General features: G+C 56.5%; 13 protein-coding genes. 1 reads left to right on the forward strand and 12 read right to left on the reverse strand.

Annotation, left to right across the window (positions count from 1 at the left end; genetic code table 11):
- Nucleotides 1-32: 32 nt before the first annotated feature.
- The 12 genes from uxuR to ACG1VR_RS20210 all read right to left on the reverse strand — a co-directional run bounded on the left by uxuR (nt 33) and on the right by ACG1VR_RS20210 (nt 11,366).
- Nucleotides 33-818, reverse strand: coding sequence for a Uxu operon transcriptional regulator (uxuR, locus tag ACG1VR_RS20155; RefSeq protein WP_395491126.1), 786 nt, complete (start codon nt 816-818; stop codon nt 33-35).
- Nucleotides 819-903: 85 nt separating this feature from the next.
- Nucleotides 904-2,088: a mannonate dehydratase gene (gene uxuA, locus ACG1VR_RS20160; RefSeq protein ID WP_395489655.1), complete on the reverse strand. Its 1,185-nt coding sequence runs from the start codon at nt 2,086-2,088 to the stop codon at nt 904-906.
- 257 nt (nt 2,089-2,345) lie between these two features.
- Nucleotides 2,346-2,558 (reverse strand): RNA chaperone/antiterminator CspA, encoded by a 213-nt coding sequence (gene cspA, locus ACG1VR_RS20165; RefSeq protein WP_039897868.1) that lies wholly within the window; start codon nt 2,556-2,558, stop codon nt 2,346-2,348.
- Between the two features lie 294 nt (nt 2,559-2,852).
- Nucleotides 2,853-3,884: an NADP-dependent oxidoreductase gene (locus ACG1VR_RS20170; protein ID WP_395489656.1), complete on the reverse strand. Its 1,032-nt coding sequence runs from the start codon at nt 3,882-3,884 to the stop codon at nt 2,853-2,855.
- Nucleotides 3,885-3,969: 85 nt separating this feature from the next.
- Nucleotides 3,970-4,815 (reverse strand): triphosphoribosyl-dephospho-CoA synthase CitG, encoded by an 846-nt coding sequence (gene citG, locus ACG1VR_RS20175; protein WP_395489657.1) that lies wholly within the window; start codon nt 4,813-4,815, stop codon nt 3,970-3,972.
- Complete coding sequence (gene citX / locus ACG1VR_RS20180; protein ID WP_395489658.1) at nt 4,793-5,332, reverse strand: citrate lyase holo-[acyl-carrier protein] synthase; 540 nt, start codon at nt 5,330-5,332, stop codon at nt 4,793-4,795. Before citX ends, citG begins: the two co-directional genes overlap by 23 nt.
- A 5-nt stretch (nt 5,333-5,337) precedes the next feature.
- On the reverse strand, nt 5,338-6,861 hold the full coding sequence (gene citF, locus ACG1VR_RS20185) for a citrate lyase subunit alpha (protein WP_279049734.1): 1,524 nt from the start codon (nt 6,859-6,861) through the stop codon (nt 5,338-5,340).
- Between the two features lie 10 nt (nt 6,862-6,871).
- Nucleotides 6,872-7,747: a citrate (pro-3S)-lyase subunit beta gene (gene citE / locus ACG1VR_RS20190; RefSeq protein ID WP_395489659.1), complete on the reverse strand. Its 876-nt coding sequence runs from the start codon at nt 7,745-7,747 to the stop codon at nt 6,872-6,874.
- Entirely contained in the window at nt 7,744-8,037 is a 294-nt protein-coding gene (gene citD, locus ACG1VR_RS20195; RefSeq protein WP_016534705.1) for a citrate lyase acyl carrier protein, read from the reverse strand. The genes citE and citD overlap by 4 nt, the downstream gene beginning before the upstream one ends.
- A 23-nt stretch (nt 8,038-8,060) precedes the next feature.
- On the reverse strand, nt 8,061-9,104 hold the full coding sequence (gene citC, locus ACG1VR_RS20200) for a [citrate (pro-3S)-lyase] ligase (RefSeq protein ID WP_395489660.1): 1,044 nt from the start codon (nt 9,102-9,104) through the stop codon (nt 8,061-8,063).
- A 4-nt stretch (nt 9,105-9,108) separates the two neighbouring features.
- Nucleotides 9,109-9,978 carry a fumarylacetoacetate hydrolase family protein gene (locus ACG1VR_RS20205; protein WP_395489661.1) on the reverse strand — a complete coding sequence of 290 codons (870 nt, stop codon included), beginning with the start codon at nt 9,976-9,978 and terminating at the stop codon, nt 9,109-9,111.
- A 23-nt stretch (nt 9,979-10,001) separates the two neighbouring features.
- Nucleotides 10,002-11,366, reverse strand: a complete 1,365-nt coding sequence (locus tag ACG1VR_RS20210; RefSeq protein WP_016534702.1) for a 2-hydroxycarboxylate transporter family protein — start codon at nt 11,364-11,366, stop codon at nt 10,002-10,004.
- A 306-nt stretch (nt 11,367-11,672) separates the two neighbouring features.
- Between ACG1VR_RS20210 and ACG1VR_RS20215 the strand changes: the two genes are divergently transcribed.
- On the forward strand, nt 11,673-13,289 hold the full coding sequence (locus tag ACG1VR_RS20215; RefSeq protein WP_172568446.1) for a sensor histidine kinase: 1,617 nt from the start codon (nt 11,673-11,675) through the stop codon (nt 13,287-13,289).
- Nucleotides 13,290-13,293: the final 4 nt, after the last annotated feature.

Here is a 13,293-nt window from a genome sequence, read left to right on the forward strand (position 1 = left end):
AAGGCCAGCTCATCGGCTGGCCTCACGGGCGCTTAACGTTCCGTTTCGTTTAGCGGCCAGGACTCGAACAGATAGCCGTCGAAATTAATATCATCGACGTCGGACAGCGCCAGCAGCCGGTTTTTTACATTTTCCAGATGCTGCCACATGGCATGTTTGGCGGCTTTGGCGTCTTTTTTGATAAGCGCAGCCAGGATAAGCTTATGGTCGCTAAGCCACTCGCTGCGATAGTGATTATTTTCCAGATGGCTGTGCAGCTGAACCCACATCGGGTTGTTCTCGCGCCACTGCCAGGATTGCCTGAACAGCTCCACCAGCATGCTGTTATGGGTCGCCTCGGCAATCGCCAGGTGAAACTGCCTGTCGCCGCTTTCCCCCTCTTCCGACGCCAGCTCCTGCTCTTCAACCTGCAAAGCACGGCGCATTTTCATGATGTCTTCGCGGGTAGCCTGCTGCGCGGCGAACTCGGCGATATTGCTCTCCAGCAGTTGGCGAGCCTGCAATAGCTCAAACGGCCCGGCATCGTTGCACTGCGTGGCGGAAACCGTCTCTCCGGCAATCGCCTCGCGGGGCATAGCAATAACAAAAATACCCGCACCGCGCCGGACTTCAATCAGCCCCTCGATTTCCAGCATGATCAGCGCTTCACGCACTACGGTGCGGCTAACCGCCAGTAAAGAGGCAATCTCCCGCTCCGGCGGCAGCCTGTCGCCCAGGGCATACTGCTGCCCGGCTATCATCTCGCGCAGCATCACGCCCACTTCCTGGTAAGGGCGCTGCGGCGGGATGGCGGATTTTTCGTGGGTTTGAGGTTTCATCATTGCTCACAACAGGCCGGGAATGCGCCAGACTATAGCATAATTGGTTGACCCATTCCCTTGCCCCGGTGAACGTGTGCAGGCTTTATTTCGGGAAGAAGGCCCGCTGGATAGCCAGCTCAACCCCACGAACCTCCGCCAGCCCTTTCAGGCGGCCAATCGCCGAATAACCCGGATTCACTTTCTTTTTCAGATCGTCGAGCATCTGGTGGCCGTGATCCGGACGCATGGGGATCAGGTCTTCCCGCCCGGCAGCCTTGCGGCGCTGCTCTTCTTCTGCGATAGCCTTCACCACTTCATACATATCCACATCGCCATACAGATGAGCCGCCTCATGGAAGGTCTTCGGGTTATCTTCCCGAAGCGTGGAGCGTAAATGGGTGAAGTAGATGCGCGGGCCGAAGCGTTTAATCATCCCGACCAGATCGTTGTCGGCGCGCACGCCGTAAGAGCCGGTACACATAGTGAAACCGTTCGCCTCGCTGCTAACCGCCTCAACCATCCACTGCATATCTTCCACGGTAGAAACAATGCGCGGCAGGCCGAGAATTGGGCGCGGAGGATCGTCCGGGTGCACCGCCATGCGAAGACCCACTTGTTCGGCAACAGGAATAATACCGCGCAGGAAGTAAGCGAAGTTCTCGCGCAGCTTTGTTTTGTCGATATCTTTGTAGGTATCAAGCCGGGCGCGGAACTGATCCAGCGTATAGCCTTCTTCCGCTCCGGGCAGGCCAGCAATGATGTTGCGCGTCAGACGGGCTTTTTCTTCATCGCTCATTTCGGCAAAACGCCGGTTCGCCTGCTCAATTTCTTCGGCGCTGTAGTCCGCCTGTGCACCTTTACGTTGCAGGATGTGCAGCTCAAAGGCGGCAAATTCGATTTGGTCAAAGCGCAGCGCTTTGGAGCCGTCCGGCAGCTGATATTCGAGGTCGGTTCGCGTCCAGTCCAGCACCGGCATAAAGTTGTAGCACACGGTATATATGCCGCACTGCGCCAGGTTGCGCAGGCTCTGGCGGTAGTTTTCAATCCACAGGTCGCACTGCCCGCTGTGGGTTTTGATCTCTTCGTGGATAGGCACGCTTTCAACCACCGACCACTCCAGCCCAGCCGCCTCAATCATCGCTTTACGCTTGAGGATCTCGTCCACCGGCCAGACTTCGCCGTTTGGAATGTGATGCAGTGCGGTGACAACGCCTGTGGCACCGGCCTGGCGCACATCGGCCAGCGTTACCGGATCGTTCGGACCATACCAACGCCAGGTTTGTTTCATGTAGCATCCTCGATAGCTTTTAATTGGTTGACCACCCAATCTCGCGACTGAGCACCATGATTCATCTACTCTATGACGAACAAATTCGGCTAATTTAGCCAGGCTGTCAATCAGATAAGAATAATTGGTTAACCAAAATCACAATTTAGCACACAACATTGAGGATAAATCGCGAAAAGCTATAGGACATCTATAAACTGCGGGCACAAAAAAACCCGCCTAAGCGGGTTTTTTAACTACTGAAACGTCAGGCTGGATTACAGCGCAACAACGTTAGCAGCAGCTGGGCCTTTAGCGCCGTTCTCGATAGAGAACTCAACTTTCTGGCCTTCGTCGAGAGTCTTGAAGTTATCGCTCTGGATTGCAGAGAAGTGTACGAACACGTCTTTGCTGCCGTCAGCAGGAGAGATAAAACCGAAACCTTTCTCAGCGTTGAACCATTTTACTAAACCAGTCATTTTGTTAGACATAGATATTACCTTTTTCATTATCTTGAGCCACTAAACGCGGCGAACATGGTCTGTTCAGCAGAGTTGGACTTATTCGGGCACTTAGGAGGAGACTCGAGAAGAAGGGATATCTAAGATAGCGCTTGAACTGAGGACTGCTTTACTAAAACTGCTTTCATAAGGTCTGTGTTCCAAACCGAGCGCTAATCTCTCACGTCCTTACTCATTTATCAAGAACAACTTTCAAATAAAAAATATTCTCATTTAATTTTCCGGGAAATGGCCCCTCTCTTCCGCGGAGGAGAGGGGGTTGTATTACTCAGCCACCTTAACAATCAACTTGCCGAAGTTCTTCCCGGAAAGCAGGCCCTGGAACGCCTCGACGCTTTTCTCCAGGCCGTCCACGATATCTTCGCGGAACTCAATCTCACCGGCAGCAATCCATGCGCTCATCTGTTTAAAGAATTCTTCGTAACGATGGTCGTAATCCAGGCTGATGATAAAACCTTCCACGCGCATGCGTTTTTTCAGAATGGTCGACATCAGCAGCGGCAAACGGTCTTGTTCAAAGGCGCTATTTTCACCGTTGTACTGGCTTATCATGCCGCAAACAGGGATGCGCGCTTTGGTGTTGAGCAGAGGGAGCACCGCGTCAAACACCGCGCCGCCGACGTTTTCAAAATAGACATCGATGCCGTTCGGGCAGGCTTTTGCCAGCTGTTCGGCAAAGTCGCTGGCGCGGTGATCGAGGCAAACATCAAACTTCAGCGTCTCTTTTACATAGCGGCATTTCTCTTCCCCGCCGGCAATACCAACGACCTTTGCGCCACGCAGGCGAGCGGTTTGCCCGACAACGGAACCCACGGCTCCGCTGGCCGCCGCTACCACCACCGTTTCACCCGGCTGCGGATTGCCGATATCGGTCAGCCCCATATAGCCGGTAAAGCCCGGCATCCCAAGCAGCCCCAGCGCCCAGGAAGGATGCGCCATATTTTTATCCAGCTTGCGCAGACCTTCGCCGTTCGAAATAGCGTAGTCCTGCCAGCCAGCATAGGACAGCACCAGGTCGCCGGGCTGATAATCGGGATGCTGAGAGCTTTCCACGCGGCTAACGGTCCCGCCAACAATCACTTCGCCGATACCAATGGGTGCAGAGTAAGATTTGGCGTCACTCATGCGCCCACGCATATACGGGTCGAGTGAAAGATAAAGAGTGCGCAGCAGCACCTCGCCTTTACCGGGCGCGGGCACGGCGACCTCTTCCAGATGAATATCTTCGCGAGTTGGCATGCCCTGCGGGCGCTGTGCCAGGATGAAGCGACGGTTTTTATCAGCAGACTGGGCCATCAGGAGCTCCTTAGTTTTCCAGAGTGAAAACTTCAGACTAGTCAAAATCGGGCCGGGGCAGCATGAAATTCGTGCGGCATAGGATTTATGCCGCAACTTCCGCTAAAACGATACTTACGGCCAGCAGATCGGCGCTGCCGCCGGGGCTGAGATTACGGGCCATCAGCTCCGAGTCCATCTGCTGCAAATCTTCTGTCGTCCAGCCCTGTTTCAGCAGGCGAGCGGCATAGCGCTGAACGTAGCGCAGGCCGGTCAGCCCGCCTCGCGACGCCAGATTGGTATCAGGATTAACCGCTATCAGGCGCAGCATCGCATTCAAAAGGCGGCGCTGCGGGTCGGCTTCCTGATGCCAGTAAGGCAGCACATGTTGGCGCACCGTCAAAAATCCGCTTTCGGCTTCGCCACGCGCCCCGGTCAAACCAAACTGCTGATACAGCCTTTCACCAACGGTTGCCGCCTTACGCGCCATAACCAGCTCTCTTTCCACCAGGCCGCTGCACATCTCACCCACCGTGGCACACAGCTTCGCGGCGGTCAATTTTTCCCCCTGCCCCAGCAGGCGGCCTGCGGCGGTAGACAGCAGCCCGAGAGAGAACACGCCGCCTTTATGCGTGTTCACCCCGCCGGTGGCCTGATACATCGCCTGCTCGCAGGCTATTCCGGCCGGGCGGATCAGCCGCAGCATTTCACCGCTCCCGCGCCCGGCGTGCTCAAGCCCAAGCGCGTGAAAAGTGCCGAACCACGGCGATATAGCGGCGATACTGCGAAGAAACATCGGCAAGTCCATATCCCGATGCGAGCCGTTATTTGCGCTATCCACCAGCCCAGGCTTTGGCGTCAGCCAGACTTCATCCAGCAGGGCCTGCCGCACCAGCCCCGGAACGTCCGGCAGCGGCACGGCGACGGGATTAATCCCTGGCAAACCAGCCATCTATTAGCCTCTCTACGCGTTGAGTCACCTCATCCAGCGGATGGCGACGGGAACGGGCGCAGGCATGAGCCGGTTCGTTACATACCAGGCAACGCCGCCCCGCCATATCCAACGAGCTTCGCCCCACCGGGCCGTTCTCCGGGCAGATAACATCTGCGTCCCACAGCCGGCCGAGCGGGTGAGTTTGCTCCAGCTCTACCGTTGCCGCTTTCAGCTCGCTAGTCGCATGTGCCACGCTCCACATCGCTTCCGCCCCGGTTGGCAGCCAAAATACCTGCCTCTCCAGCACCGGCCAGTGACGCTGCCACAGCAGCTGATCGCACGCCTGCAAAGCCACCGCCATGCAGTTGCGGTAGCGAATGCTGTCTTTGACAGGACCGGGCGTTACCAGAGTAAGGGAAAGCACCGGCTGCCGGTGGCGCACCAGCCAGTCATTCTGCCTGCGGGCGCGCTTCTCTTTGGCCTCCAGCAGCGCTTCAAGGGTAATGCCTTCATGCTCCAGCAGGGCTTCGCTCATGGTGTTTACTCCTCTTTAACCTGGCGCACCACGTCGATCACGCTGCCGTCACGGTAGCGGATCACGCCGACAATACGCCGGGTGAACTCGATAGGCCTTGGCTCCCCGGTCAGGGAAATGGCGCGTTTGTAGAGATCTGCGATATCCACAACTTTCACGCCCGCGGCCAGCAGCCGTTCGCGGATCTCCGGACGCGCCGGATTCACGGCAATGCCGTGGTCGGTAACCAGGACGTCGATACTTTCACCCGGCGTTACCCGCGTGGTGACGCGTTTGACTACGGTCGGAATGCGGGTGCGCAGCAGCGGCGCGACCACAATCGTCAGGTTTGCGGCGCTGGCTACGTCGCAGTGGCCGCCGGAAGCGCCGCGCATGACGCCGTCGGAGCCGGTTATTACATTGACGTTAAAATCGATATCTATCTCTAAGGCGCTGAGAATAACCACGTCCAGCTGGTCGCAGCTGGCGGCTTTTGCCGTCGGGTTGGCGTAGACGTTGGTGGAGATCTCAACGTGGTTCGGGTTACGCGCCAGCGAGGCCGCTGCCTGTCCGTCAAAGCATTGAGTATCGAGCAGCTTTTCGATCAGGCCTTTCTCATGCAGATCAACCAGGCTCCCGGTGATCCCACCCAGCGCGAAGCGAGCCACCACGCCGTTGCGTTCCATTTTCTCTTCCATAAAGCGCGTGCAGGCGGTAGCCGCCGCGCCGGAGCCGGTTTGCATTGAGAAGCCGTTACGGAAATACCCCGAGTGCTCGATAACTTCCGCGGCCGCACGGGCAATCATCAGCTCGCGCGGATTGCTGGTTACGCGAGCCGCGCCCACGCTAATTTTGGCCGGATCGCCGACGGTATCGACCTTGACGATGTAATCCACTTCGTCCTGCATCAGGCTGGCAGGCATGTTGGGAAACGGCACCAGTTCTTCGGCCAGTAGCACAACTTTGCGGGCAAAGTGAGCGTCCACTTTGGCATAGCCAAGCGAGCCGCAGCAGGATTTACCGTGAGTGCCGTTGGCATTGCCGAACTCATCGCTACACGGCACGCCCAGAAACGCCACGTCGATGTTCAGCTCGCCGTCCTGCAACAGCTTCACGCGGCCGCCGTGGGAGTGAATTTGCACCGGCTCGTCCATCAGGCCGTGAGAAATAGCCTCCGCCAGCTTGCCGCGCATGCCCGAGGTGTAAATACGGGTGATAACGCCGGAGCGGATGTGCTCGATAAGCGCTTCATTGCAGGTCATCAACGAACTGGAGGCCAGAGTGAGGTTTTTAAAGCCGAGGCGAGCGAGCGTGGCGACTACGTGGTTAATCACGCGGTCTCCCTCGCGAAACGCGTGATGGAAGGAAATGGTCATGCCGTCTTGCAGGCCGCTACGGGCAATCGCCTGCTCCAGCGTGCCGCAGAGTTTGCGGTTTTTCTTCGCCTCAGCGTCCTTAAGCCACGGGGTAATCTGGTGCGCACCTTCAAAATCAGTGAGATGCGAAAGATGCGGGTAATCGAGGTGCAAAAGTTCAGTCATATTGCTCATTGTTTTATCCTTAGCGACGCACGCCGGAAGCAGAAGCGCGTTCCAGCACCACCTGCGCGTGATTGATAATTGGCGCATCAATCATCTTGCCGTTGAGCGACACCACGCCCAGCCCGTTACGCTCGCCTTCATCCGCCGCGGCAATCACCCGGCGAGCATAATCAACCTCTTCCTGAGTCGGCGCGTAGGCGTTATGCAGCAGCTCAATCTGCCGTGGGTTAATCAGCGATTTCCCGTTGAAGCCCATCTTGCGGATCAGCTCGACTTCGCGCAGGAATCCCGCTTCGTTATTCACGTCCGACCAAACCACATCGAAGGCATCAATTCCTGCGGCACGAGCGGCATGCAGCACCGCACAGCGGGCATAGAAAAGCTCCGTGCCGTCGCCACGTTCGGTCTGCATATCCATCACGTAGTCAAACGCCGCCAGCGCAATACCGATAAGGCGCGGGGAGGAACGAGCAATAGCCACGGCGTTTATCACGCCCACGGCGGACTCAATCGCCGCCATTAATTTGGTGGAACCTAGCTCGCGCCCGCACGCTTTTTCAATGCGTTCAAGGTGCGATTCAAGCAGGAAAATGTCTTCCGGCGTATCGGTTTTCGGCAGGCGCACCACGTCCACACCGGCGCGGACAACAGCTTCAAGATCGGCAAGACCAAAAGGCGTATTCAGCGGATTGATGCGTACCACGGTTTCAATATCGCGGTACATCGGATGCTGGAGCGCGTGGAATACCAGCACGCGGGCGGTATCTTTCTCGCGCAGGGCAACCGCATCTTCCAGATCGAACATGATCGAGTCCGGGCGGTAGATAAAAGCGGTTGAAAGCATGGCGGCATTGGCGCCGGGGAGAAATAGCATGCTGCGACGGAGTTTTTTCATTGTAATTTTTCCCAGTCAATTTGCTCGACGTTGGCCGCACGCAGCACCGCGCTTTGCAGCCGGGCGCGGATCACGCAGTCCAGCGCGCCTTTGTCTTCAAGAATAAAAATGCCCTCTTTCACCCCGAGCTGTTGCAGGGTCTGCTCCGCTACTTTGCGAATCTGCTCGCCAAACTGCTTTTGCACTTCGCTGTGGGTAATCAGGCTGAATTCCCCTTCGGCGGGAGCCACCCGCACCAGCAGATCGCTGGACTCGAGCGTGCCGGCTAAAGCTTCCTTAACTATTTTCATAAGGCTTTGTCCTGGTTAAAAAATCAGGCCACATCCAGAGTGTAATAACGCTGGAGATGGCTAAAGGTTGTTTCCGGGACAATTTCCCGGATGCGGGCCATTTGCTGGCTCTTGAGTAAGGCACGGACTTCCGAGGCGGATATCGCCCGTCCGGCGGCGTGGCATTTACGCGGCAGCTCCACCACCTGAAGCGAGGCGGCGCTATGGTTGCGGTGTACCTCAAGCCAGTAGCGCATGGCCTGGTTGTACTCACGCGTGACGGCGCAAAACGGTTCGTTACCAACAAAACGGTGGGTAATACCGAGCGCGGGAGCGATGTAGTCGCGGAAAATCATCAAGTCCATCGCGCTCCAGGTTTTGTCGATAAGGCCGCTCTCCTTCAGGAAATAGCCCGGAAAAGTGGCGCGGGAAATCAGGTAGTCGGAACCCCGATGCACGATGACGTTCGGCAAATGCGCCACGCCCCGGCAAACCATCTCCCAGCGCTCTTCAAACGGGAAAAAAGAGGCGTCTTCACGTACCACGAACAGATGCAACCAGTCGCAGCGCGCCGCCGCCTGCTCCGCTAAATAGCGGTGACCCAGGGTGAACGGGTTGGCGTTCATCACAATCGAGCCGATGCGGCTCCCGGGCTTGCGCTTTTTTTCCAGCCCGGCGCAGTAGCGGCTGATGCCGACGGGCGTGTTTTCCATCAGCACTGCCGTCTCGTCCACCTGCACCAGCGGCCAGAAGCCGCCCTGGCGAAAGCGCTCGAGATTGTGCGGCCGGGTAAACAGAAACAGATGCGCATTGCCGCGATCCATCGCAATGTGCTGTATCTCGCCCAGCAACCGAACGCTGAGGTTGTCGCCGCGCCAGGCCTCATCCACCGCTACGCATTTGATGGTGCGCCACGCCAGCCCCGCACAGCCCACGATCCGGCGTCCCGCAGCGGCAACCACAAACAGCTGAATATCGCCGTCGAGGCCGAGCTGATTGCATTCCAGTAGCTCACGGATCGCCGCCAGCTCATTCGGCTGCCTTAGAGGATCGACGGTTCTGAACTCAATGGGTGTGGAGTGGTACATGGCGTTAGTGGGCCACCGCCACGGCGGCCTGCGGCGCACGCGCTTCAACGATCACATTGCTCAGATGGCCGATGCGTTCAATTTCAACTTCAATGCGATCGCCCGGTTTCATAAACAGCGGCGGCGTACGTTTTTTACCTACCCCGCCCGGCGATCCGGTAATGATCACATCGCCTGCGCCGAGCGAAGTGAAGGTGCTGATGTATTCGATAAGCTCCGCCACTTTGTGGATCATGCTGCGCGTGTTGTCTTCCTGCACCATGCGGCCGTTAAGCCAGGTGCGGATCGCCAGATCGTGAGGATCGGTAATTTCGTCGGCGGTGGTCATCCACGGCCCAAATGAACCGGTCTGTGGCCAGTTTTTTCCGGCGGTAAACCAGCTGTGCTGCCAGTCCCGCGCCGAACCGTCCATGTAGCAGCTGTAACCGGCAACGTGGTTCAGAGCGTCTGCGGCGGCGATATTCACTCCGCCTTTGCCGATGATCACCGCCAGCTCGCCTTCGTAATCAAATTCGCTGGAGTGGTGCGGTTTAACTACCGGGCCGTTATGTCCAGTCTGAGAATCCGCAAAGCGCACGAACAGCGTGGGTGCAGGGTTGTGCTGGTCAAACTCTTTGCGCTTGTCGGCATAGTTCATGCCGACGCAGAGGATCTTTTCCGGGCGCTCAATCACCGGCAGCCAGCTGACATCGGCGGGAGAGAAGTCGGCGGCCAGCGCGGCAAACGGCAGCGCTTCGTGTACGGCATCCGCCGCCAGAAGGGCTTTAAGATCCGCAAAGCGGGTGCCTAAGCGACGGCCAAGATCAACAATACCTTCCGGCGTAACGATGCCGTAGCTACGCCGACCCTGTAGTAAATAACTCGCGAGTTTCATAACAGTTCCTGGTTAATCAAAAATCAGACAAGAAAGTTGCCAAGCACCAGCAGCGCCACCGAAACGTTAATTGCGCCGCCGATGCGGGTGGCAATTTGTGCGAACGGCATCAGCGACATGCGGTTGCCTGCGGTAAGAATCGCAACGTCGCCGGTGCCGCCCTGTCCGCTCTGGCAGCAGGAGACAATCGCCACGTCGATAGGGTGCATACCGATTTTTTTACCGACGAAGAAGCCGGTCGCCACCAGCGCGCTGACGGTGCTGACGATGACCAGCAGGTTGTTGATGGTGAAAGCGTCAACCAGCTCGTTCCACGGCGTAATCGCCACGCCCACGGCGAAGAGGATTGGGTAGGTGACGGCGGTCTGGAAGAATTTATAAACCACCTGCGAACCGGCAAGCATGCGCGGAGAAACGCCGTGGCAGAGCTTGATAAGAACGGCAACAAACAACATGCCGACCGGTGCAGGCAGGCCAATCAGTTTGTGCAGCAGCATGCCGACCATGTAGAGCAGCACCGCCAGCAGCGCGCCGGAAGCGATAGTAGTAACATCCGCTTTACCGCTGAACATCGACGTGGAGGGCTCTTTCTCACCGTTGGCTTTTTTGCCCGGCATCAGCTCCCCTTCCCCGGTCAAATGCGGGAAGCGCTTACCCAGTTGGTTCAGGCAGCCGGAGATAACAATCGCCGTCAGGCTACCCAGCATCACGATAGGCAGAATGCGGCCCAGCGCCACGCCCTGGTCCATATGCAGCAGGGTGGCATAGCCGATGGAAAGCGGAATAGCCCCTTCGCCCACGCCGCCGGCCATAATAGGCAAAATCAGGAAGAAGAAGATCTGGAAGGGTTCAAGGCCTAACGCCAGCCCAACGCCCATGCCAACAACCATGCCAACCACTTCACCGCACAGCATAGGGAAGAAGATGCGCAGGAAGCCCTGAATCAGCGCGGTGCGATTCATGCTCATGATGCTGCCGACGATAATGCAGCAGATGTAGAGATAGAGAATGTTGGTGGATTTGTAGAATTTGGTGGTGGACTCCACCACTACATCCGGCAGCAGCCCGTAATAGACCAGCGCGGAAGGGATAAAGGTGGCGCAGATGGCGGCGGCACCCATTTTGCCGATAACCGGCAGGCGCTTACCGAACTCGCCGCAGGCGAAGCCGAAGAAAGCCAGAGTGGCCACCATCACCACGATGTCGCTCGGCAGCTTGCCGCCCAGGCAGTCAATGGCTATCAGCGCGCCGGCCAGGACAAACAGCGGCAGCGGGATAATGCCCACTTTCCAGCTGTCGAGAATATGCCACCAGCGCTCCTTCATCGACGGCTTATTAATATCAATAGGTTCTGGAATGATGTTGTAGGAATCATCGGTCGTGCTCATAATCAAGCTCCTTATTTTAATTTGTCGGAGCAGACTAAAAGATTAAATACCCATGTAATGTGAGGGCAAGCAGATTAAAACCGTTAATTTAAAGGCATCTATGGCGTTAATGGTTTTAATTGTTGTCGTGGTTTTTATGGTTTTTATTAATAGGCTTAGAGAAACCTTAAGCTGGCCTAAAAAACAGCAGATAGAGGATGAAAAACGCCGTTGCGTGAGGTTGTTCAAACTTTCACTCAAAGCCACGTAGACTGCGGCTCATCAGTGTTAAGCTGGCGTCTTGCTCTGCTGAATACACGCTGGATTATGAAAGTCTCTTTTCAAATACGCTTATTTATCTACCTCGTCGCCTTTTTTTCGGTGCTATTTTGCATGCTCGGCACCTATTACTATTTCGACGTTGGCCGCCAGCTTTATCAGGAAATGAGCACCCGCGCCAGAATTCAGGCAGAAGATATTGCCTTAATTCCCACATTACAGGATTCTGTAGCCAGAAAGGATATTCCGGCAATCCATAGCTTTATGCAAAAACTGGTTAGCCACAGCGACGCCAGCTTTATCGTTATTGGCGATGACCACGGCATCCATCTCTACCACTCGGCCTACGCAGACCGGGTGGGCAAAACCCTGGTCGGCGGCGATAACGAAGAGGTTTTACAGGGCAAAAGCATTACCACTTTGCGCCAGGGCGGCCTTGGTCTTTCATTACGCAGCAAAGCGCCGATTTTTGACCAACACGGCAAAGTCATCGGCATCGTTTCCGTCGGCTACCTGAAAAGCTATCTCGACGATGTCACCTCCGGCAAAGTGATTAATATTCTGCTGGCCGCCGCTTTTCTGCTGGTCGCCTTATTCGTTTTTTCCTGGTACTTCACCCGCAGCATTAAAAAGCAGATGTTTTCCCTGGAGCCCAGGCAGATAAGCCTGCTGGTGCGCCAGCAGAAGGCGATGATGGAGTCGATTTATGAAGGGGTGATAGCCATTGATAGCCAGTCGCATATTGAGGTTATCAATAAGGCGGCGAAAAAACTGCTCGGACTGAACCAGCCTTCGCGCGAGATCAGAGGCAGGCAGCTTGCCGAGGTGATTAACCCGGTCGCGTTCTTCAACCCTGAAGTGATGCTGGCTCGCGATACCCACGACGAAATTTGCGCCTTCAACGATCTCAGCGTAGTGGCAAGCCGGGTGCGCATCGAACTGGAAGGCAAGTTGCAGGGATGGGTTATCACCTTCCGCGACCGCAAGGATATCGACAGCCTGAGCTTCCAGCTAAGCCAGGTAAAACGCTATGTCGACAACCTGCGCATCATGCGTCATGAGCAGTTAAACCGTATGGCGACGCTTGCCGGGCTGCTGCATATGGCACGCTACGACGAGGCAAAACGCTACATCAAAGCGCAGTCCGAACATGCTCAGGAAGTGCTGGATTTTGTCTCAGCGCGTTTCTGCTCCGCCACGCTTTGCGGGCTGCTGCTCGGGAAATATGCCAGAGCGAGAGAAAAAGGGGTGGTGCTGGCGTTCGACCCGGCCTGCAGCATGACCCGCATGCCCGCTAACGTGCCGGAGTCAGAGCTGATTTCGATAATTGGCAACCTGCTGGATAACGCAATTGAAGCCACGCAGCGCGCCGAAGGCGAACACCAGCCGGTTGAAGTGTATATCGTGCTCAACGAACGAGAACTGGTGATTGAAGTGGCCGATCACGGCGTAGGCATTGCCCCGGAGCTGCGTGAGCATATTTTCACCCCCGGCGTCACCACCAAAACCCACGGCGATCACGGGCTGGGGCTGCACCTTATCGCCAGTTATGTTGCGCTGGCAAAAGGCAGCGTGGAGGTTTCCGACAACCTGCCGAGCGGAACCGTTTTCTCGGTCTTTATTCCAGACGTTGTCGTTCCGGGCAGCAACCTCAACCCAACGTAAGGCT

Origin of the sequence: Cedecea davisae (assembly GCF_044095835.1) — a bacterium.
Lineage (GTDB): Bacteria > Pseudomonadota > Gammaproteobacteria > Enterobacterales > Enterobacteriaceae > Cedecea > Cedecea davisae.